The organism is Microcoleus sp. PH2017_35_SFW_U_B, from assembly GCF_020737865.1.
Taxonomy (GTDB): Bacteria; Cyanobacteriota; Cyanobacteriia; order Cyanobacteriales; family Microcoleaceae; genus Microcoleus.
Genome location: NZ_JAEQDE010000058.1, coordinates 68019 through 88509, shown reverse-complemented (window position 1 = coordinate 88509; position 20491 = coordinate 68019). Strand labels below are relative to the sequence as shown.

Below are 20491 nucleotides of genomic sequence, written 5' to 3'. Positions count from 1 at the left end.
GAGGGATGAAACGAAATGAATGAGTATCTCAAGGTATTCCAGGCTATTACCCAGTTTAGCGATCGATTGCTCGCAGATGAATATCAATCCGTGGAGATTAAACAGTCAGCTACCCACCTCAGTCTAGACGTGGAACCTTGTATTCAGGAAATCAAGCAATCAGCCCTCAGACTCAAGGCGTTAGCTCACGTATGTTTCAAAGATGTATCTCAGGCTGAGGATGTCTGGAATAGCAAGCCGAGAATTGCTAAAGCATCTGCTGTTGATGTCTGGGAGCAAATTGGCGAACTAAGCGGATGCGACGTGAGAATTCGCAGTTTGGGAAAACAAGGCAAATATGATGCTATTGTTAAAGTTCGCAAATCGTGGAGCGACAAAGCTACAAAGTTAAAAAATAAGTGGTTTTTGTGGGATCAAAACCAGCAAGTGTTTAAAAAAGATTCTATCGGTTTTTATGACAAAGATAATTTGTACAAAGAATTGCGAAATGAAGTAGACTACCAAGGCGAACGAGTAATTTTAATTGTGGAGAATGAACTCAATTCTATCTTTAAAGAATTACAATCTATTGATATAGAAAAAGTTGAATATTGTATAGAATGCTTCGATTTCAAGAGTCAATCGAAATTTAGAGAGCGACTGCAATCAATAGGCGGCGAGATTGTATCGAAGTTTACGGAACCTCTGAGATATTTGCCGGAGTCTTATATGAAGACTTTTAAAGAAACTCTGAGAGATCCTGTAGAAACTCTGGTTCATAAAAGTAAAATGGGAATCAGCTTGAGCGATTTTGAAGAGTCTTGTAAAGTGATTAGCTCAATCCTGGATGATTTAATTTTAGCAATTTTTGAGGAGCGCATGAAACTGGGAATTCAAACAGTTGAAAAAGCGATTATGTTCTACAATAATTTTTTAGAGAAGCAGGCGCGGTACCAACTAGAGACAGCCCAACAGCGCGCGGCGGAAAAGGATTGGATTGAATACCAGCGGCAGCAACTCAGGGAAGTCGAGCAGTATATTGAATCAGTCATTAGTCATTAGTCATGGGGCATGGGGCATGGGGCATGGGGCATGGGGCATGGGGCATGGGGCATGGGGCATTGGGCATTGGGCATTGGGCATTGGGCATTGGGCATTGGTAATTGGTAATTGGTAATTGGTAATTGGTAATTGGTGTTTTAACTATAGAACCCATTTGAGATCTGATCTATTTTGCGTAAATCTGAGAAACCGGGTTTCTCTCTATATTTCTCGTCATCCAACCCAAAAACTCGTAGAAACCCGGTTTCTCGACATGAGCGTAAATCTCAGCAACGGGTTTCTCTCTATATTTCTCGTCACCCAACCGAAAAACTTAAAGATGTCAAATGGGTTCTATAGTGCGAGTTTCCCGATCGCCAGGAGAGTACGGTGTCGAGCTTCGCGATCGCTAGGAGAGTACGGTGTCGAGCTTCGCGATCGCTATGGAGGAGGCGAGCGGGGACGCTCGCACTGCTCTCGGACAATTATTATTCCGATGCAAACGGAAGGATGTAACTAATGACTAATGTCTGCTGAATCCACGCAAAGATAGATACAAGCCACCCAATTAAGTCATAGACCTAAAAAAGTTTAGACTTGAGTTCAATCTCCCAGTAAATGCTGTGGAGTTAATCTAAAATCTCAGCTCTAAACTCTAAAATCTAACATCTCAAATCAAAAACCTAACATCGATTGACCGCTGAGTTCGTAAACGATCGCACCCAAAGACGCCAAACTAGCCAAAATCAGCATCCCAGCGGGCATAAACTTGCGAGTTTTGACCAGCCGTACAATAAAAACTACTACTAAAACAGCGGAAATTGCTGCTGCTAATGTTAAACCCCAAGTTTGTCCCATGAGTTGTGCGGTGCCGGCAAAAATTAGCAGCGAACCGCTAACGAGGCCGGAAATGAGCGAGGCTTGGCTTTTGGCTTTGATGTAACCCATGATGCCGCCAATTAGTGTCAAAACGCCGTAGCCGATCGCCGCTGCTGTACCTAAATTCATTTTTAATTCCCCAATTTTCACTCTTTGCATCTCAATTTATACAGCGAGACCTGCAATTCCGGTCACAAATTGTTAGAAAATTTATTAAACCCAGTCCAGATATCTAACTGTTATACAATTGGCATTATGTCAGCCCTAACTTCTAGTGCGATCGCCCAAATCCGTTACCTCCAACGCCAAGCAGCATCCCTGTTGCTATATCAATCAGTTCTCCAAACCCGCGCAGGTCAAGCTTTTCTCGACTTGCTGCAAGCTCTCCACCACAGCGAACTCAGCGGTGTAGAGTGTCAGGTAGCTTACGGTAACTGGTTCAAAATTCAAGCTGCTCAAAATTTGAGCTGGAAAGATTCCCTGATTTTGCAAATTCTCAAAGACGAAAATCCATTTTCTCGCCAAGCTCAGCAAACAGATTTTGCGAGTTTGTCGCCCGCTTTAGTCGAAGCAGCCAGACATGATTTACAAGTGCTGCAAAATATTTATGACTGCACCAGCGAGCAGTTGAGTAAGTGGGTGCGAGTAGCGGGTCAACTTGACTCAGTTCCTCCCATTTGGTATTGCGAAAATGTACTAGAAAACGCCGAAAAGCCACTGCACGGAAAACTAGAAAAATGGTCTAGCGCTGCGGAATCTTTGGCAGAATATTACCGACAGTTTGGCACGGGTTTGTTTGCAGAGTATCGTGCTTTTGGGTGGAAGTCCGGGCAGTTAGCGAGTATTCCGCATCCCGATCGCATAAATTTGAAAGAGTTGGTTTGCTGCGATTGGCAGCGGGATGCTCTGGTGAAAAATACAGAGTTTTTGCTGGCTGGTTATCCGGCTTTGCACGTCTTGCTGTACGGAAGTCGCGGCTCGGGTAAGTCTTCGTTGGTGAAGTCGCTGTTAAATGAATTTGGATCTCGCAATTTGCGATTGATTGAAGTATCTAAATCGGATTTGCAAGATTTAGCGCTAATTGTGGAGAAGTTGCGGGGAGTTCCTCAAAAGTTTATTGTTTTTGTAGACGACCTTTCATTTGAGGAAGATGATGATGCTTTTAAATCCTTGAAAGTTGTTTTAGAAGGAAATGTCACCGCCCGGCCTCAAAATGTAGTTGTTTACGCCACATCTAATCGCAGGCATTTAATTCGAGAGTTTTTTGATGACAGGCCTCGCCCTCGCGACGGTGATGAAGTTCACGCTTGGGATACCGTGCAGGAAAAACTCTCATTTAGCGATCGCTTTGGCTTGACTTTAACTTTTGAACCTGCGGATCAAAACACTTATTTAACAATTGTCCGACATCTCGCCGAACGAGCTGGCATCAAGCTCGCTGTTGAGGATTTGGAACACCGCGCTAAGGAATGGGCAACTCGCCGCAACGGGCGCTCTGGAAGGACTGCGCGGCAGTTTGTTGATTTTCTGAAAGCTGATTTAGCTTTGTTTGACAAGTAGATTGTCTGCGCCCTTAGAGCGAGTTTTACCAGAAAAAATTGGTTTAAAGCCTCTCCCTTTTATGGAGAAATTAAAATCAGACGATTCATATCTATTCCGGTTGCACCGTCAGGTGATGTTGACTGTTAACTGTTGACTGTTTAAACAATACCGATGCAACCGGAAACGATATCATTGAGTCATTAGCGCGAGCGTCCCCGCTCGCGAACGTTATTAGTCATTAGTCGCTCAACTGTCAACTGTCAACTGTCAACCGTCAACCGTCAACTGACAACTGTCAACTGTCAACTGTCAACTGTCAACTGTCACCCGCCCTTACAGCGCCGAAGGAAAAAATTAAAAATCTTAATTTTTTCATAATTTTAGTAATAATAAATAATTCAGCAGATTTGATATAATTGTTGAAATCCCCAGCCAAGGAAGCTTCCAAAGCCAGAGCCCATAGGGACTCCGTGAATCCACTACTAAAGAATGAGGAAAGTATTATGGGTTTATTTGACAAAGTATCGCAGACTCGCCAACAAACTGATGTCACGTTAGGGCCTGCCGAAGCATTTGCGGCGATCGCGCTAATTGCCGTAGCAGCCGACGGTTACATCAATGACAGCGAAAGTAAAGCGATTAGCATGACACTATCTCGGATGCAACTTTTCCGCAGCTATCCAGATGATGTGATGCGAAAAATGCTCGATCGGCTGCTGAACATTCTGCAACGGCAAGGAGTTCAGGTACTGTTTAATGCGGCTTTGGCAACACTTCCCGACGAACTTAAAGAAACAGTTTTTGCTGTGACAACTGATATTGCTTTAGCAGATGGCGAGGTTTCAGAAGAAGAAGAACAACTTTTGAACGATCTTTACTGTGCATTGGATCTTTCCGAAGAAATTGCCCTCAAGATTATAGACGTGATGTTGATTAAAAACAAAGGTTAAGAAAGCAGGGGCAGGGGCAGGAGTGAGGAGGGTGAGTTTGAGAAGATCAAAAATTAGCGCCTGCTTAGTTAGGCGATCGCTGCTGCAAAAGTGCTGGTTTACCGATATGATGGTTGTTCAACAGTTGACAGTTGACAGTTGACAGTTGACAGTTGGAGAGCGACCTCTATCTAGAAGCCTGAGTATTGGAGTAATGAATAGCCCGATCTTAACTTCTCCCTCAAAGGGTTCTGGCTTTCAACCAATTCTTTCTGGTAAAATTCAGCTTTAATTTGCGATCGCCCGCGACTACCTCAAATGCCTTTTACTTACACCCGCACTGTGCGCTTTCAAGATACCGATGCTGCTGGAGTCGTTTACTTTGCAAACGTTTTGGCGATGTGCCACGAAGCTTACGAGGCATCTCTAGCAGCATCAGGAGTCAATCTCAGAGCATTTTTTGGCGATCGAGAGGTTGCATTTCCGATAATTCATGCTAGTGTAGATTTTTATCGTCCACTATTTGCGGGCGATCGGCTGACGATTCAATTGACGCCCACACAAGTTGCAGGCGATGAATTTGAAATTGCCTATCAAGTATTTTCAGGGGAAGTTGCAGGCAGAAGCTGGGCTAAAGCTCTGACTAAGCACGTCTGCATCGATGCAGTTAGCAGAACCAAAAAACAGCTATCTGAAGACTTAATGCAGTGGATGAGGCAATTTGAGAGTTGAGATTTTAGATAACTTCAATATTTAAATAATAGCAGGGAATGACAGTCAAATTTCTGTTTAGTTTAAAATTTCTTCTGACTTATTTATATTAAGTAGTTCCACTTAATTAAACGTAAATACAGATGACTTAAAAACCAGCTCTATAAGAAGCATTCTTCCTTCTTCCGACTTCCCTCTTCCTGATGACTGATAACGTTCGCGAGCTATAGCCTTTCTCAAAGAGATGAGGTATAACTGACAGCCTCTATAACCCTGAAAATAAGAGGGCTGAAGCCCAACTACATACCTCACCTTTCCGAGAAAGGCTATATACGAGCTCGCGCTACTGACTACTGACTACTGACTACTGACTACTGACTACTGACTACTGACTACTGACTACTGACTACTGACTTCTTCCTTCTTCCTTCTTCCTTCTTCTTATGACAAATCGCAATTATGCCATAGTCGGCACGGGAGCTTTAGGCGGATTCTACGGTGCTAGACTGCAAAAAGCTGGTTTAGAAGTCAATTTTTTGCTGCGGAGCGATTACGAGCGCGTCAAAAAACATGGTTTGATTGTCGAGTCTCCCGAAGGCGACTTCACCCTCCCGCAAGTCCGCGCCTACCGCGACGCGCACAAAATGCCTAAGTGCGACGTAGTAATTGTCGCGTTGAAAACAACTCAAAATCACTTGTTGCCAAAACTTTTGCCTCCTCTATTAAAGGATAACGGCGCGGTTTTAGTATTGCAAAACGGACTGAATACCGAACCGGAAGTAGCTAAAATTGTCGGTGCAGAACGAGTGGTGGGCGGGCTGTGCTTTCTCTGTTCTTATAAAGTCAGCCCCGGTCATATCTGCCACCTAGATTACGGTACGATCACGCTAGGCGAATATGCCAAAGACTACAAAGCCATCGGTATTACTGATAGATTGCACCATATTGCTAGGGATTTTAAACGCGCTCACATTCCGATTAAAATGAGCGAAGATTTGCTATTGTCTAGGTGGAAAAAGCTGGTTTGGAATATTCCTTATAACGGGCTCTCTGTGGTTTTGAATGCGAGAACCGACGAACTGATGGCGAATCCGAATACTCTGATTTTAGTTGAGCAAATCATGAGGGAAGTGGTAGCAGGGGCCAAAAGTTGCGATCGCATTATTCCCGATGATTTTATCCCGCATATGCTGGAATACACTCATAAAATGAAGCCTTACCGCACCAGCATGAAAATCGATTACGATGAATCGCGTCCTCTGGAGGTTGAGGCAATTTTTGGCAATCCCATGCGGGTAGCCCAAAAAGCAGGTATTAAGTTGCCACAAATAGAGGTACTTTACCAAATGTTGAAGTTTGTGGATGTTCAAAGGCAAGAAGCTGAGAAGACGAGAAGGCTGTTAGGTGTGGATTAATTGGGAATTGGGAATTGGGAATTGGGCATTGGGCATTGGGAATTGGGAATTGGGCATTGGGCATTGGGCGGGTTTTTGAGATTTCTCACTTGTGTTGTAGATATTGATGAACCCGCCCTAGGGAAATTATTGTCAAATTCGGTTAATACTATTGATTCGCCAGAGATGATACCGCAATTTCTTGTAATTGTTCTCGATTGAGTTTGCCTTGAGCATTTCGAGGCAATTGTGCGACGAAAACCCAATTTTTTGGTCGCTTAAATTTGCTCAACTTATCTTCTATTGCTGCTTGTAAGTTTTTGACAGTAACTTCGGAATTAGCGGGAACGCAAACAGCCGTAACGACTTGCCCCCAATCTTTGTCTGGTAAGCCAATTATAGCAACATCTGCCACTAAATTGGTATTCTTAATGGTGGCTTCGACTTGGGCAGGAAATACGTTTTCTCCGCCTGTGATAATCTTGTCGCTGCTACGTCCGATGATATTTAAGCAGTTATTTTTATCAAAAAATCCTAAGTCATCTAGTTGGAAATATGGGCGATCGCCAAATCGTTCAGGATAATAACCCAAGGCTAAAGATTTAGCATCAACGCTAATATTCCCAATTTGATTGTAGCACAAAATCTCGCCGCTTGCACTGCGAATAGTTATGTTCGCGTGAGGTAAAGCTTGACCAGAAGTGTTATTTCCCGCGAGAAAATCTTCGGGTTTGAGTGTAGCAATTTGCGAGGCGGTTTCTGTCATGCCGTAAGTCGGCGCTAATTTGATTTGATTCTTTCTAGCTGTGGCTAAAAGTTCGGGCCAAGCGGGAGCACCGCCTAAAAGTACGGCACGAAACTGGGATAGCCAATTAGTTGTATCTGGGTTTTGCAGCAGCCGTTGCAGTTGAGTTGGTACTAAAGAAATGAAAAATTCTTCGGGTTCGACATCGGATTTTTCGCCTGCTTCTAGTGTTTTGAATGATGCAATTGCCAGTTTTCCTCCGGTTGTGAACGATCGCATAAATTGCATGAGACCGCTGACGTGGTATAATGGTAATACGCAGAATGAGTTAATTTTGTCAAGGTTAAAATATTGTTGAAAACCTTGGACTGAGGCTGTGAGGGTTTCCCAAGTGTGGATGGCAAAACGGATTTTTCCCGAGGAACCTCCGGTAGGAATCATTATTGTAGCTAATTCGTCTATTTCGGGTGAAGGTAATTCTCGTGAATGATGGAATTCCGGCGAATGATTGAGTCCCGGCGAATGATGGAATCCCGGCGAATGATTGAATTCGGGTGAATGATGGAATCCCGGCGAATGGAATTCGCGGCTATACAAACGAAGTCCGCCTCCGCGGACTGGGAGAGGGGGAAATGTGTTTTTAAGATTAGTATTTTGTCCCCAAATTAGTTCGGGTTGGACTAAATCAAAGACTTGTTCCCATTCTTCTTTTACCCAGTTGGGATTGCAGAGAAAAATTTGGCATTTGGCGGTGCGGGCGGCGATGAAACTGGCAAGAAATTGCAGGGGTTCTGGTTCGGCTAGGCAAATTTTTAGGGGTGTTTCTCCTGTTTGATTTTGGGTGATTTGTTGCAATTTCCGATCGACAATTCGAGCAAATTCGCCGCTGTCACCACCGATTAGCCAATTGTCGGGGAAGTCAAAGGGAAGATTCAGAGTATTTACTGTGAGATTTTCTGCCATAGATGCTGTAACCAGGTGTCTTGATTGTCGTCGAACCAGCTATCGGTACCGAAGCCTAGTGCTCTATTATTTAGAGATAATTTTGTTGCTAAGTTTAAGGCGGCTTGTCTGCCAATTTTAGTTTCAAATACTGATGAGAAAACTGCGTCTATATTGTGAGTTTGACAAAATTTGCGGAGTTGGGATGGGGAACCGCCAATCGCTGGTTTGATGACGAAGATTCCCCGCCAGCCTTGGTTGTAGCATTCTTGGATGCGATCGAGATTGGCTGCGGATTCGTCTAGGGCGATCGCCGTTGTATAAGTAGCATTCAATCGTACCATTTCTGGGAACTGTGCGATCGCCAGCGGCTGTTCCAAAAATTCAATCTGGGCGGCCAAGTCGGGTGTTGCTGTCACGCTATCGCAAGCTTCCAGCCATTTTTCAGCCTGGGAGTAGGTGAGTCCCCCATTAGCATCTAAGCGCAAAAGTGCTGTTTGGCGATCGGCTAAATCATCCATTGCTGCGATTAGCTGCTGAAAAATCGTTAATTCTTCCTCAATTACAGCAACGCCAATTTTCCATTTAAACGTGCGATATCCCTCCAACCAAAGCATTGGTAAAACCTGCAAAGCTGTTTCACCTGCGGGTAATAAACCGCTACACTGATTTTTCGGAATTTTGTCTTGACGAGGCGTATTTTCGATTGCTTGGCCCAGATTTTCCCAAGCTGACTCAAAGCCAAATTGACAGGCTGGTAATTCAGCGGAAATACTGAAGATTATTTCCTCTGAAATATTAGCAGGTAACTGTTGACAAAAATCTAATGCTTGGTCAAAAGTTTCCGAACCAAACCAACTCAGCGGGGCAATTTCTCCCCAGCAAATGCGACCATTTTCGTCAATAAGCCGCAGGATGATTCCTTCTCGCATATCCCAGATGCCGTGACTTGTTTGTAGCGGGCGCTTAAATTTTCGCTGATAGGTGCGAAACTCAAATTTATATAGCATTTGTTTTTTAGTCGATTGTCACCAAGGCCAAAGAAACCGGGTTTTTTACCTAATTTGTCGGTAACAACGAATAATTTTCGTAAAAAACCCGGTTTCTGACTACCCGTTAATCATCACTAAGGCCAAAGAAACCGGGTTTTTTACCTAATTTGTCGGTAACAACGAATGATTTTCGCAAAAAACCCGGTTTCTGACTACCCGTTAATCATAAAATTGTCTCACAACTGATGCAAAGTCATCAATATTTTCAAAATGGATATTGTGACCAGCGTTTGGTATAATCTTGAGAGTAGCAGCCGGACACAAGCTGGCAATTTCTGCATTGATACGTTGAAATTTATCATCATCTTCTCCCGCTAGCAAGAGAATGGGGATTTGATTTTGGGCGAGTTTTTCCCACAGAGAGGGCTGGTGGCCAGTTCCCATGTTGCGGAGGGATTTTGCTAATTCTAAGGGATTGTTTGCTAAACGGCTTTCTATGAGTTTCTCGAATTTGGGGGATTTTTTTAATGATTTGAATAAAGGGCGGTCGTACCAGTTTAAGATAAAATCTTTGATGTTGCTATTTTCGAGGTTTTGTGCTGTTTGTGAATCGGCTTGCCGTCTGTGCGATCGATCTTTTTCACTCTTCAATCCCGGAGAAGCTGACTCTAATACGACTTTCTCGAATCTTTCAGGAAAATGTAATGTCATGTACAGCGCCAATCGCCCGCCCATTGAGTAGCCCAACAACAAACATTTGTCTATTTGTAAGTCATCTAATAAGTGAATCAATGCTTGGGCTGTATTTGACATATTGTAGCAACTTTCGTCGCCGCTGACTCTGGTTTGTCCGTGGCCGGGAAGGTCAACTGCTAGACAACAATAAGTTTGAGATAGTAAGGAAATGATTTGGTCAAAGTCTTGACTGTCGCCCGTGAATCCGTGGAGTAATAAAATTAGTGGCTGATTTTTTTTTCCAGTTAAAGAATAGTAAAATTGATATTTTTTAGATTTGTTCATCTACACCATTAAGCTCCTATTTTTATTACAATATCATTACTAGGTTGTCAGGTATCAATCCAGTATATTCTATTGCCACCGATTTTCCATTCCTTAATGAAAGCTTACTATGAATTTCATCGCGTTCTATTGCATGGGCTAAAACTTCACCTCGAATCACGCTTAATTCTTCATCTAATTCAGGATTGACGATGAGTACCCACTCATCAGGATACAGACTAAAAATTTCTTCTAGGGTGAGGATTGGGCTAGTTTTTACTGGCGTACTCATGATTTCCTTCTCGTTGTTTTCGATTCAATATCAAACTGTTTGTAGTAAGGACTTTAGTCCTTATTGACTAAAATCTTGCAGAGAGGGCTAAAGTCCTGACTACGAACCATAGTTCTATTTTACCGAAATTCTCGATAATCGCCCAAACTACAGCACAAACCCCAGCGCTAGCAGCAAACCGCTCGTAAAATGCAGCGCCACTGCGATAAACTTAGAGTTGCTGACCTTTGCGGGTTGGTCGTGATAGTTTGCGACATGGCGGCAAAGGTCGATCGCAAAAAACAAACTTCCAAAAATCAACAGCGTCCAAATTGGGAACATTCGCAGCGCCACAAACAGCACAGTCAAAGCATAAACGCTGCCGCACAACCACTGCAACAACTGCACACCTTTTTTCGTACCAATTCGGACAATCGGCGATTTTTTACCCGCCGCCAAATCGTCCTCAACTTGATGGAAGTGAGAACAAAATAAGATGATACTCGTAGTAATTCCCACTATTGCCGAACCTGCGAAATTAGTAGCAGACCAAGTTTGATTTTGACTGTAATAAGCAGCAGCTAAAGCTAGCGGCCCGAAGGTAAAAAAGCAAATAATTTCGCCTAAACCCTGATAGCCCAAACGAAACGGCGGCCCTTGATAAGTGTAGCCGAGGGCGCAGCACAAAACTACTAGCAAAATTACTGTTGGGTCTTTTTGCCACCAGGAAATACCGCAGATTCCCGACACTCCGATTGCTAAAAATAGATTGGCAAGCCAGAAAATTAAAGCTTTATTTCCGGTTAAGTTTACCAAGGAATGTGCTTTATTTTTGTCTATCCCTGTTTCCGAGTCAAATACATCATTGGTGAGATTCAGCCATGCTATAATTAAAATGGCTGAAATTAAAAATGTCGAAAAAATTGACGCATTAATCGTTTGAGTTTCGGCAAAAGCAATTGCAGTTCCTACTGAAATAGGAATAACAGCAACGCTGTACATGGGCGGCTTGATTGCCGCCAGCCACAATTTACTATTTGAACGCTCAATTATCTTTGTTGTCATTACACAAACTTGATGCAATTGATAGCAGCTCAGTAATTTTACAATTTTATTGGTGAAGAATGTCTGCTAAGTCTCCGCTTGAGTGCGCCTCCGGCATCCGTTGATAGTCTTTGCGGGCGATCGCACGCCCGGTAATGCCCACCTGCAAACCTCTGCGGGGTCGATCGCCTTTTACCGAGAGTCGCCCTCTCAATCTTAAGTTTTATGTCTAAATGTTTCGATGGATCGCGCAATCGTCTGTTTTCTCCCTCCAGCGTGCCCAAACAGTCGGGAAACTCGAAAGGTCATGTTTGGCGATCGCCCGAGCGTGGTTAGATCGAAATAGGGATTATAGCGGGACAAAACCGCACTCTTTCTGACAAATCTGCTATTCTCGATTTCATGACAGTAATACCGCACCGCGCCAATCTTTTGCAAGACCGCAATCAACTGCATCAGTTGCTGTTAGATTGCCAGCAGTCTTTAACCGAAAAAGATCAAACAAAAATAGTTAGTATTTCTCAGGAAATTTCCCCCGTCGATCCGCTAGCGGTACTGCAAGAAATTGCCACACCCGATGACAGACACTTTTATTTTGAAAAAAGAGACCCCATTGTCGGCAACAGTTTTGCGATCGCCGCCCTAGATTCGGCAATCCATCTCACAGTAGCAGGAAGCGATCGATTTGCCCTCGCTCAAAATTTTATTCAATCAAGTCTAGCCCGGACAATTACCATCGGTACGGAACGTTTGCCCTTTAGCGGGCCGCACTTTTTTTGTAGCTTTGCTTTTTTTGATGAGAATGTCGCCACCAATTCTTACTTTCCCCCCGGTACCATATTTTTACCCAAATGGCAGATTACTCGCCTCAACGATAGCTGTACAATTGTCGCCAATGCCAAAATAGATAGAGATATAAATGTTAAAATTATTACTGAAACCATTAGCAAACAATTTGATAAAATTGCCTCTCAAAAATACATCAAATTAATTAACAGCCAAAACTCACTTCCATTAAAACAAATTCCTGTCAATGATGCCGCTCAATTTAAAAGATCTGTCAAGTCCGCTTTAGAATTAATCGAGTCTAAATATTTCAGTAAAATTGTGTTGTCCCAAGCTATAAATGTCATTTGCCAAACACCTTTTAGCGTAATAGATTCCTTAAATAACTTGCGCCTCACCTATCCAGGTTGCTACGTGTTTTCTACCAGTAACGGCAAAGGTCAGCAATTTATCGGTGCCAGTCCAGAACGCTTAATTAGCATTCACAACAATCAGTTGATCGCAGATGCTTTAGCCGGTTCTGCACCGAGGGGAAAAACTGAAGCAGAAGATGGTAATTTAGGCAAAGATTTACTCAACAGCGAAAAGGATATTCGAGAACATCAAGCTGTAATTGACTTTATAATCGATCGCCTTTCGAGTCTCGGCATCCATCCCGACTTTTCCCCGCTACCGAGACTGCTGCAACTATCCAACATTCAGCATTTGTGGACACCCATCAGGGCTAGAATTCCCCCAGATATTCACTTATTGAAAATTTTAGCCCAACTGCATCCAACGCCAGCGGTAGCGGGGGTACCGAGGGATATTGCACTACAGCAAATTCGGGGCTGCGAAAGCTGCGATCGCTCTTTGTATGCAGCACCCCTGGGCTGGATCGATCGCACTGGTAACGGCGAATTTGCTGTCGGCATTCGATCGGCATTAATCGATGGATCTCGGGCGATACTTCATGCTGGTGTTGGAATTGTGGCAGGTTCCGAACCCGACAAAGAACTAGCAGAAATTCAACTGAAACTGCAAGCACTTTTAAATGCTTTAGTTTAAGAATAATATAGCCTTTCGAGCGAAAAATGAGATAAGACATAGGGCATAGGGCATAGGGCATAGGGCATAGGGCATAGGGCATACCTTACTTTTGCGATAACTGCTATATCTCATAACTATGTAGCGAGAAATTAGGTAACTTAAGACTTAGATATGGGTAGCCAGAAACCGGGTTTTTCAGCCAAGACTAGCCAAAAACCCTCAATCTCGAAAAAACCCGGTTTATTGAGCTTTGATTGAGAACCGTTATATGTCATAAAATATTATCGATCGCCAAAACAACAAAATGCTTGACTTTCGGAACACAAACACCCTCTGGGCTTCCATCATAGCCGAGACATTGCAGCGACTGGGACTAACCACAGCCGTAATTTGTCCCGGTTCGCGATCGGCCCCGCTAACCATAGCCTTCGCCCAGAATAAGTTAATAGAAACTATCCCCATCCTCGACGAGAGATCTGCGAGTTTCTTCGCCTTAGGAATCGCCAAAAAATCCGGTGTACCAACCGCCCTAATTTGTACCTCAGGAACCGCCGCAGCCAACTTTTATCCGGCGATTATCGAAGCCCGTGAAAGTCGAATTCCGCTGCTAATTCTCACAGCAGATAGACCCCCCGAATTGCGCGACTGTCACGCCGGACAAGCGATCGACCAAGTTAAACTATACGGCAATTATCCCAACTGGCAAGCGGAATTAGCCATCCCTTCAGCGTCCATAGGAATGCTAGACTATGTGCGACAGACGATCGTGTACGCGATCGAGCGATCGACCTTTCCCACACCAGGCCCCGTGCACCTCAACATCCCCCTGCGCGATCCCCTGGTACCCGTTCCCGAGCCTGCGGTAGAATCATTAGAAACACAATTTAATCCCCAACAATTCTTTGCCGCAGTAGAACCCATTTTTGCAGGAGAAACCTCTACCCCCCCCAGCCCCCCCTTGCTAAGGGGGGGAGAAGAAGGTGCATTGAGACAATGGCCCGAATGCAGCAAAGGGATAATTATTGCAGGTGTAGCCCAGCCTGAAGATGCAGAAAAGTATTGTAGTGCGATCGGCAAAATTTCCCAACTATTAAACTGGCCAGTATTAGCAGAAGGACTATCGCCCTTAAGAAACCGCGCCCAACTCAACCCCCATCTAATTTCCACCTACGATTTAATCCTGCGAAACCGCGAACTAGCAGATAAATTAACCCCAGAAATCGCCATTCAAATCGGAGACTTACCCACAAGCAAAGAATTGCGAAACTGGTTAGACAAAACCCAACCCAAACGCTACATAATCGATCCGGGCCACCACAACTTAGATCCCCTACACGGCCCAACAATTCACCTACGAACCTCCATAGAAAACCTCGCAACTGCTATCTCCCTTCATGTCCCCCCCCTTAGCAAGGGGGGGTTAGGGGGGGTTCTCACCTCTCCCACAAACTCCCCTCAAATCCCCCCCCTTAATAAGGGGGGGCTAGGGGGGGTTCTCACCTCTCCATCAAACGAATACCTCCAACTTTGGCGAAACACCGAAACCCAAGTCAGACAAACAATAGACCAAAAACTATCAGCAATTAATCACATCATCGAACCAAAAATTTCTTGGCTGCTTTCCCAAATATTGCCACCAGCCACACCCATATTTATTTCCAACAGTATGCCAGTCCGAGATGTCGAGTTTTTCTGGAAGCCGAACAACTTAGAAATAAAACCTTTTGTCAATCGCGGCGCCAACGGCATAGACGGCACATTGTCAACAGCTTTAGGAGTCGCCCACCGCAATCAAAGCAGCATTTTGTTAACAGGTGATTTAACACTTTTGCACGACACCAACGGCTTTTTAATTACAAATAAATTTGTCGGTCATCTGACAATTGTTTTAATTAATAACAACGGTGGCGGGATTTTTGAAATGTTGCCAGTTGCTAAATTTGACCCGCCCTTTGAAGAGTTTTTTGCCACACCGCAGGATATCAATTTTGCTCAATTGTGTGCAACTTACGGCGTGGAACACGAGATAATTGAGCATTGGGAGCAGTTCCAACAAAAATTAAGTTTTCTACCAAATAACGGGATTCGGGTCTTAGAACTGCAAACAAATAGGCGCTCCGATGCTAAATGGCGGCAAGATAATCTCAGTAAATTTGCCAAAGGTTCGTAGTAAGGACTTCAGTCCTTTCTTGGGAAATTTAAGGACTAAAGTCCTGACTACGAACCTCATATGCCAAAGGTTCGTAGTAAGGACTTTAGTCCTTTCTTTGAGAATTTAAGGACTAAAGTCCTGACTACGAACCTCATATGCCAAAGGTTCGTAGTCAGGACTTTAGTCCTTTCTTTGAGAATTCAAGGACTAAAGTCCTTACTACGAACCTTTTATGAACAATATTTAAACGGCTGCTTGAGCTAGCAGTGCATCTAACTCTCCATCTCCATCAAGTTTGTGAATGTCATCGCAGCCGCCGACGTGTTGACTGTTAATAAATATTTGGGGCACGCTGCGCTTCCCGTTAGCGCGATCGGCCATGGCATTTCTAGCAGCTTCGTCGCCGTCAATTTTGTATTCCGTGTAATTGACGCCTTTCCACCACAGCAAAGTTTTGGCGCGGATACAGTACGGACAGGTTTGCCAAGTATAAATTTCAACATTGGCTTTGATGCGATCGGGCTTGCGGCCCAAAATGGGATTCAGAAAATCAAGCATTTTCGTTACAGGGGTAAAATTTCAACTGGTTGAGAGATTAAATCATTTTAGCGAAACGCCATCAATCCCGCGTTCTACCAAAGGTTAGGCTGGGATGCAATTACCTGCCGCACCTGTAGTGCTGTGATTCGTGTCACACATTTACTCTACTCCGATCACTTGCTTTCATCCAAAATAATCACCTGCGGAACCTACTTAATATCACCGATCTTTTGAGGAAACCAAGCGATTATGAATATATCGAATTCAACCGCACTGCCATGAAAGCTTTACAACTCCTCCCCGGCGCTATCTCTGAAATCCTCGCTTCTGTAACCGACACAGGCGTTTTGACATTAGCCGATCGCTACGGTTTGATGGCCGCCACCTTAGACGAGTCGCTGAATGACGAAGATAGATGCTGTGTCAACCGCCTGCTGCGGGCAGTGCTCAAAGGCCGGGTGAGAATGGTCAACGAACTTTCAGCGTAACGAGGATTTGCAGTTTTGTTCTGATGGTAAGGTGAGTCAGCGGTAGATAAAGATGGCGAAATTGGTTGGCAGCCGATCGCCCGCCGGAGTCCCAGAGACTTGATATAACGGCAATTTGAATTCGATGTAAAGTTTTCTCCTCCAACAAAACAACGGTTTTTTTCGATGTGCAGCCTGTAACGGGCTGCTTTTTGTTGGACGGCTAATCGCGGATTTCGCCATCGCACGGGTGGTCAGAAACCGGGTTTTTTACGAGAATACTTGACTGTGACCGACAGATTCGCTAAAAAACCCGGTTTCTTGGGTCAGAGTCTAATCTCGTGTTCTAATCGCGGATTTCCAGGTTGTACTGACGGCAGAGGGCGATCAGTTTTTGTTGGAAGCGATCGCGCAGTTTCACAGGTGAGACAATCGCACAATCTTCCCAGTAAGGAGCAATTTCGCGAAAAAACCAGAAGGTATTGGAGATATTCCGAATCACTCGTCTAATTGGCGGATCGCCTTCTAAGTCGCTGACTTCCACATCGCCTTGCTTGCGCCTGTAGTTAAAGGCAAGTCTGCCGGATAAGTGAAATTCTACGGGAATCCTGGCTAAATCTGACAGCCAAGGTCGATCGACCGCAATCACCGCAGCATCTTCAATGCGATCGAGCAGCAGTGTCCAGTTGTGTTCGAGTCCCGGTACGTCTTGATTTCCCTCAGATTCTTCGCAGCGACACATTAAATACTGTCGCTTTTCTATAGGGACAATCCGAGCGTGTAAGACTGTGTAATTCCAAAGTCGATCGGCTGCATCTCGGTAAGACAGGCGAAAAGGTTGCTGTCTGTGAATAAAATGGTCGATTTTTTGCCGCCAAACAGGTAAGGGGTTGCTCAAAAACGCCTCGATTTCGGCCCGGAAGGGGAGAGTTAGTTCGCTGCGTGAGCTCAATAATTCCGCAATTGCCAGCGCTTCATCGATTTTGCCCAAGTCAAGCAATTGCTGTCGGGCGATGTCTAGGGCTTGGATGCGGGTTTGGGGCCAGTCGTTGTTCGGGGCGATCGTCAGTTGGCGGCGGGCGATCGCTTCTATCAGTTTGGATATGTTCGGGCGATCGCCCCACGTCTTCCCGAATTCTTGGGCTAAGGCTTCCAACTGCGCTTTATCTCGTTCAGAAACCGACAGAGTGATCGATTGACCTTTGCGACTCATAAATATACGGACACTTTCTCATTGTACAGGCTTGATAATCTCTATTGTCGGTGTCAATATAGGAAATATCCACTTTCTACGGACACAGATTCAGCATATGTCCGATTACCAGATTACTCTCAAATCCGTTTACTCCTGTCCCGCTGCGGAGATTCCCAAGGGAGTCAAATTACCAGAAAATTGGACACTTTCTTGGCATCAACTTGAAACTTTAAAGGCAATTCGCGATCCGAATATTGATGTCATTACCAACTTTGCTATCACTAGCGATGGTAAAAGTTTAGCCGCTTTTTTAGAAACATTGCAGACAGATTGTTGTGCAGTGGCGCTATATCCAACGAATGAACTGGCGCGAGATCAGGAGACTCAAATTAAGCGCTATATCGAACAATTTCAACCCGAACATCAACCCCGCGTTGTCCGACTCAGCGGCTCGGAATTAGAAATATATGCAGAAAATGAAGGATTGAAAAAAGCAGCCGCGATTGCATCTCGCACAGGTCAATCAGAAATTTTATTAACTAACCCTGATATCTTGCACCATCTGCACCGAGGAGCGTATTTAAGCTCTGAAGATAGCCCTGATAAACTGTGGGGTCGAATCGACAAAGATTTTGACCTATTCATTTTTGATGAATTTCATGTTTTTGCGGCTCCTCAGATTGCCAGCGTCATCAATACCCTGTTATTAATTCGTCATACAAACCGCCGGAAAAAGTTTGTATTTCTGTCAGCAACTCCAGACGAGCAATTAATTAGCAGACTAGAAACAGCAGGGTTTCGCTGTCAAACTATCGATCCTTTAAAAGAAGGCAAATATCGGTTTCCCGATCGCCCCGCCGAAATAGAACAGTTTAAAACAGACTCCTGGCGGCAGATATTAAGGGAAAGTACGCTGACTTTTATTTCCCTAGAACCAACTTCAAAAGCTTCTGAAACTTGGCTTAAAGACAGTGCAAATCTCATCCTGACTCACTTTAAACACAATCCCGGCAGTAAAGGAGCGATTATCCTGAATTCAATTGCTGCCGTCAAGCGACTGACACCATTTTTTCGGGAATTGTTCGCGCCTCACGGTTTAGTTGTTGGCGAAAATACCGGGTTGTCGGGAAAGATGGAAAAAGAGCGATCGCTCTCGTCAGACTTAGTTCTCGGTACTAGCACAATTGATGTCGGGGTAGACTTCAAAATCAATTTGCTGATTTTTGAATCCGCCGATGCCGGCAACTTCATCCAAAGATTGGGAAGGTTGGGGCGACACGATGGGTGCGATCGCAATGGAGAGTTTATTCAGTTTAAAAATTTTACAGCCATCGCACTCACCCCTAATTTCTTAGTCGAACGCTTGTTTGCAGGCGATACTGCCACTTTAGAGTCTAGTGGAATTTACGATCGTCCTTTTTTCTATCAACAAATTCGCGAAAACTACCGCCAAATCAACAATTTTGAGGGATATTATTCGCGGTGGGGTGCGGTGCAGTCTGTTCAAATTTGTTGGGAATTAGGGCACAGGACAATTAAACAGCAGTACGCATCAAGTCAGAAAGCTTTTCAGGAAGCTGCTCAAAAAGTATTTAAAACTAGCTTGGGGAAAGTGGCCGGTAATATTAAACAGTGGGGCAAAGAGTGGCAAGAGCGATCGGGAAATAAGACAGGAAATCCGATTGTTGAAGATGCTAGCAGTTTTCGAGGTTCTAGTCCCCTGCAATGCGGCATCTGCGATTTAACCGATTCCCATGAGGCAGACAAATTTAAAACTTACGATTTACCAGGAATTTTGAGCAATTTGGAAATCGAACCGATGACGGAATTTGCATTTATGCAAATGTTGAAGGAGACATCTGAACGCCTTGGGCAACCAATTGCCAAAGGTCGATTTAAACATTGTCTGGCTTTTTTGAAGTTGCGTAGTTATCGGGAGGAAAGACTGAATTGGAAATTTACTTATTCGGGAACTTTAGAAGAAAATGCTGCTGCTTGGAAAGTTCAGGTTTTAACGGGAATTGAGGTTGTGCAACCTGAGAATTATTGGATCGGGGAAATTAACAAGCGTTTGAAGAAGCAAGCATTGGTTTGTTATGTGCTGCGTTATCCGGTGGCTGAAGTGCGATCGCGCCTGCGACTGCCGGTGCACTTTCAGATTTATCCGATTTGCGATCGGTACAGTATCCACGATACGACTGCACCTTATGCGATCGCCTTTGGGCAGTCGGCCCTGTTGGTGGACACGCTGGCCCACTGGCTCAAGAGCAAGGGGGATGAAATATGGATTGCGTAGAAGGCCAAGCCCTGATAGGGGTTTTGGAGACTTGCAGGCTTTGGTCTATATCAGGCTACAGCTTGCAAGGATGGGCAGGAAGGCGTAAACGCCTGAGTACAGCGTCGGAAGTTTCAATCCCTGGTAGGGCTTGTTTCAGCCTGTCCATCACTTTAGAGGCAAATCCTCTGGTTCTCCTTAATGATTGTACAGGGTTTGGTAGTTGATCAGGTCAGGGAAAAATTATATGGTCTTCCGACCCTAAACTCATAATTGCTGTGTTACGATATCCAACAAGGATGGCTTCAGCGCTTGAGTACAAGGACGGAGACTCGTTAGACGGCATTTAAAACCTTTTCTGACGTAATTCATACCTTTCTTAGGGTAAAAGCCTCTATTCAGAAACAACATCAATGAAGGTTTCGATAAATGGAGAACTATATACAGTTGGAACTCTTCGATCTGAGACTTTACACATCTGAGCAGCCTACTATCGTTGATGGTGAAGCGGAGCCGTTCGAGGAAATTCAGCCATGTGTCGAGTATAAACAGCTAGAACTGGATCTATTTCCACAACGA

Annotated in this window: 19 protein-coding genes; 10 read left to right on the top strand and 9 right to left on the bottom strand. The window is 44.4% G+C overall.

What is annotated here, in order from left to right; translation table 11 throughout:
- The first annotated feature begins 15 nt into the window (after positions 1–15).
- Together JGK36_RS17225 and JGK36_RS17220 are read left to right on the top strand one after the other, a co-directional pair.
- Positions 16–1041, top strand: a complete 1026-nt coding sequence (locus JGK36_RS17225) for a hypothetical protein (protein ID WP_293182325.1) — start codon at positions 16–18, stop codon at positions 1039–1041.
- Positions 1042–1360: 319 nt separating this feature from the next.
- A complete protein-coding gene (locus JGK36_RS17220; protein WP_293197670.1) occupies positions 1361–1540 on the top strand; it encodes a hypothetical protein in 180 nt (59 codons plus the stop codon).
- Between the two features lie 155 nt (positions 1541–1695).
- Here JGK36_RS17220 and JGK36_RS17215 read toward each other — a convergent pair whose 3' ends face one another.
- Complete coding sequence (locus tag JGK36_RS17215) at positions 1696–2049, bottom strand: TMEM14 family protein (protein ID WP_366025225.1); 354 nt, start codon at positions 2047–2049, stop codon at positions 1696–1698.
- Positions 2050–2154: 105 nt separating this feature from the next.
- Between JGK36_RS17215 and JGK36_RS17210 the strand changes: the two genes are divergently transcribed.
- The 4 genes from JGK36_RS17210 (at position 2155) to JGK36_RS17195 (ending at position 6496) form a co-directional block, all read left to right on the top strand.
- Positions 2155–3459, top strand: a complete 1305-nt coding sequence (locus JGK36_RS17210; protein ID WP_293197668.1) for an ATP-binding protein — start codon at positions 2155–2157, stop codon at positions 3457–3459.
- Positions 3460–3944: 485 nt separating this feature from the next.
- Positions 3945–4391 carry a tellurite resistance TerB family protein gene (locus JGK36_RS17205; protein WP_293182342.1) on the top strand — a complete coding sequence of 149 codons (447 nt, stop codon included), beginning with the start codon at positions 3945–3947 and terminating at the stop codon, positions 4389–4391.
- 297 nt (positions 4392–4688) lie between these two features.
- The gene (locus JGK36_RS17200; RefSeq protein ID WP_293193227.1) at positions 4689–5102 is read left to right on the top strand and encodes a thioesterase family protein; all 414 of its coding nucleotides are present in this window, start codon (positions 4689–4691) and stop codon (positions 5100–5102) included.
- Between the two features lie 422 nt (positions 5103–5524).
- Positions 5525–6496: a putative 2-dehydropantoate 2-reductase gene (locus JGK36_RS17195; RefSeq protein WP_293182315.1), complete on the top strand. Its 972-nt coding sequence runs from the start codon at positions 5525–5527 to the stop codon at positions 6494–6496.
- Positions 6497–6644: 148 nt separating this feature from the next.
- Here the strand turns inward: JGK36_RS17195 and JGK36_RS17190 are convergent, their stop codons facing one another.
- The 6 genes from JGK36_RS17190 to JGK36_RS17165 all read right to left on the bottom strand — a co-directional run bounded on the left by JGK36_RS17190 (position 6645) and on the right by JGK36_RS17165 (position 11682).
- Positions 6645–8183 carry a 2-succinylbenzoate--CoA ligase gene (locus JGK36_RS17190; protein ID WP_293197666.1) on the bottom strand — a complete coding sequence of 513 codons (1539 nt, stop codon included), beginning with the start codon at positions 8181–8183 and terminating at the stop codon, positions 6645–6647.
- Complete coding sequence (locus JGK36_RS17185; RefSeq protein WP_293197663.1) at positions 8162–9172, bottom strand: o-succinylbenzoate synthase; 1011 nt, start codon at positions 9170–9172, stop codon at positions 8162–8164. Before JGK36_RS17185 ends, JGK36_RS17190 begins: the two co-directional genes overlap by 22 nt.
- Positions 9173–9373: 201 nt before the next feature.
- Positions 9374–10174 (bottom strand): 2-succinyl-6-hydroxy-2,4-cyclohexadiene-1-carboxylate synthase, encoded by an 801-nt coding sequence (gene menH / locus JGK36_RS17180; protein ID WP_293193230.1) that lies wholly within the window; start codon positions 10172–10174, stop codon positions 9374–9376.
- A gap of 25 nt (positions 10175–10199) precedes the next feature.
- Positions 10200–10445 (bottom strand): hypothetical protein, encoded by a 246-nt coding sequence (locus tag JGK36_RS17175; protein WP_293182309.1) that lies wholly within the window; start codon positions 10443–10445, stop codon positions 10200–10202.
- A 147-nt stretch (positions 10446–10592) separates the two neighbouring features.
- Positions 10593–11489 carry a 2-carboxy-1,4-naphthoquinone phytyltransferase gene (menA, locus tag JGK36_RS17170; protein WP_293197660.1) on the bottom strand — a complete coding sequence of 299 codons (897 nt, stop codon included), beginning with the start codon at positions 11487–11489 and terminating at the stop codon, positions 10593–10595.
- A gap of 46 nt (positions 11490–11535) precedes the next feature.
- Positions 11536–11682 carry a hypothetical protein gene (locus JGK36_RS17165; RefSeq protein ID WP_293182305.1) on the bottom strand — a complete coding sequence of 49 codons (147 nt, stop codon included), beginning with the start codon at positions 11680–11682 and terminating at the stop codon, positions 11536–11538.
- A gap of 188 nt (positions 11683–11870) precedes the next feature.
- Between JGK36_RS17165 and JGK36_RS17160 the strand changes: the two genes are divergently transcribed.
- Together JGK36_RS17160 and menD are read left to right on the top strand one after the other, a co-directional pair.
- Positions 11871–13301 carry an isochorismate synthase MenF gene (locus tag JGK36_RS17160; RefSeq protein ID WP_293193231.1) on the top strand — a complete coding sequence of 477 codons (1431 nt, stop codon included), beginning with the start codon at positions 11871–11873 and terminating at the stop codon, positions 13299–13301.
- Positions 13302–13587: 286 nt separating this feature from the next.
- Complete coding sequence (gene menD, locus JGK36_RS17155; protein ID WP_293197657.1) at positions 13588–15453, top strand: 2-succinyl-5-enolpyruvyl-6-hydroxy-3-cyclohexene-1-carboxylic-acid synthase; 1866 nt, start codon at positions 13588–13590, stop codon at positions 15451–15453.
- A 225-nt stretch (positions 15454–15678) separates the two neighbouring features.
- Here the strand turns inward: menD and grxC are convergent, their stop codons facing one another.
- Positions 15679–15993, bottom strand: a complete 315-nt coding sequence (grxC, locus tag JGK36_RS17150; protein ID WP_293182299.1) for a glutaredoxin 3 — start codon at positions 15991–15993, stop codon at positions 15679–15681.
- 260 nt (positions 15994–16253) lie between these two features.
- On the opposite strand from grxC, the gene JGK36_RS17145 reads away from it, so the two are divergent.
- Positions 16254–16463, top strand: coding sequence for a hypothetical protein (locus tag JGK36_RS17145; protein ID WP_293182340.1), 210 nt, complete (start codon positions 16254–16256; stop codon positions 16461–16463).
- 325 nt (positions 16464–16788) lie between these two features.
- On the opposite strand, the gene JGK36_RS17140 is transcribed toward JGK36_RS17145, so the two are convergent.
- On the bottom strand, positions 16789–17655 hold the full coding sequence (locus JGK36_RS17140) for a WYL domain-containing protein (protein WP_293182297.1): 867 nt from the start codon (positions 17653–17655) through the stop codon (positions 16789–16791).
- A 97-nt stretch (positions 17656–17752) separates the two neighbouring features.
- Here JGK36_RS17140 and cas3 point away from each other — a divergent pair, with 97 nt between their 5' ends.
- The gene (gene cas3, locus JGK36_RS17135; RefSeq protein ID WP_293182295.1) at positions 17753–19933 is read left to right on the top strand and encodes a type I-D CRISPR-associated helicase Cas3'; all 2181 of its coding nucleotides are present in this window, start codon (positions 17753–17755) and stop codon (positions 19931–19933) included.
- The last annotated feature ends 558 nt before the right edge of the window (positions 19934–20491 follow it).

Coding starts and splice junctions, on each gene's coding strand:
- menH (WP_293193230.1), bottom strand. CDS start 10,174: ATGAACAAATCTAAAAAATATCAATTTTACTATTCTTTAACTGGAAAA.
- JGK36_RS17200 (WP_293193227.1), top strand. CDS start 4,689: ATGCCTTTTACTTACACCCGCACTGTGCGCTTTCAAGATACCGATGCT.
- JGK36_RS17220 (WP_293197670.1), top strand. CDS start 1,361: ATGTCAAATGGGTTCTATAGTGCGAGTTTCCCGATCGCCAGGAGAGTA.
- cas3 (WP_293182295.1), top strand. CDS start 17,753: ATGTCCGATTACCAGATTACTCTCAAATCCGTTTACTCCTGTCCCGCT.
- JGK36_RS17210 (WP_293197668.1), top strand. CDS start 2,155: ATGTCAGCCCTAACTTCTAGTGCGATCGCCCAAATCCGTTACCTCCAA.
- JGK36_RS17225 (WP_293182325.1), top strand. CDS start 16: ATGAATGAGTATCTCAAGGTATTCCAGGCTATTACCCAGTTTAGCGAT.
- JGK36_RS17195 (WP_293182315.1), top strand. CDS start 5,525: ATGACAAATCGCAATTATGCCATAGTCGGCACGGGAGCTTTAGGCGGA.
- menD (WP_293197657.1), top strand. CDS start 13,588: ATGCTTGACTTTCGGAACACAAACACCCTCTGGGCTTCCATCATAGCC.
- menA (WP_293197660.1), bottom strand. CDS start 11,489: ATGACAACAAAGATAATTGAGCGTTCAAATAGTAAATTGTGGCTGGCG.
- JGK36_RS17140 (WP_293182297.1), bottom strand. CDS start 17,655: ATGAGTCGCAAAGGTCAATCGATCACTCTGTCGGTTTCTGAACGAGAT.
- JGK36_RS17160 (WP_293193231.1), top strand. CDS start 11,871: ATGACAGTAATACCGCACCGCGCCAATCTTTTGCAAGACCGCAATCAA.
- JGK36_RS17145 (WP_293182340.1), top strand. CDS start 16,254: ATGAAAGCTTTACAACTCCTCCCCGGCGCTATCTCTGAAATCCTCGCT.
- JGK36_RS17185 (WP_293197663.1), bottom strand. CDS start 9,172: ATGCTATATAAATTTGAGTTTCGCACCTATCAGCGAAAATTTAAGCGC.
- grxC (WP_293182299.1), bottom strand. CDS start 15,993: ATGCTTGATTTTCTGAATCCCATTTTGGGCCGCAAGCCCGATCGCATC.
- JGK36_RS17175 (WP_293182309.1), bottom strand. CDS start 10,445: ATGAGTACGCCAGTAAAAACTAGCCCAATCCTCACCCTAGAAGAAATT.
- JGK36_RS17190 (WP_293197666.1), bottom strand. CDS start 8,183: ATGGCAGAAAATCTCACAGTAAATACTCTGAATCTTCCCTTTGACTTC.
- JGK36_RS17205 (WP_293182342.1), top strand. CDS start 3,945: ATGGGTTTATTTGACAAAGTATCGCAGACTCGCCAACAAACTGATGTC.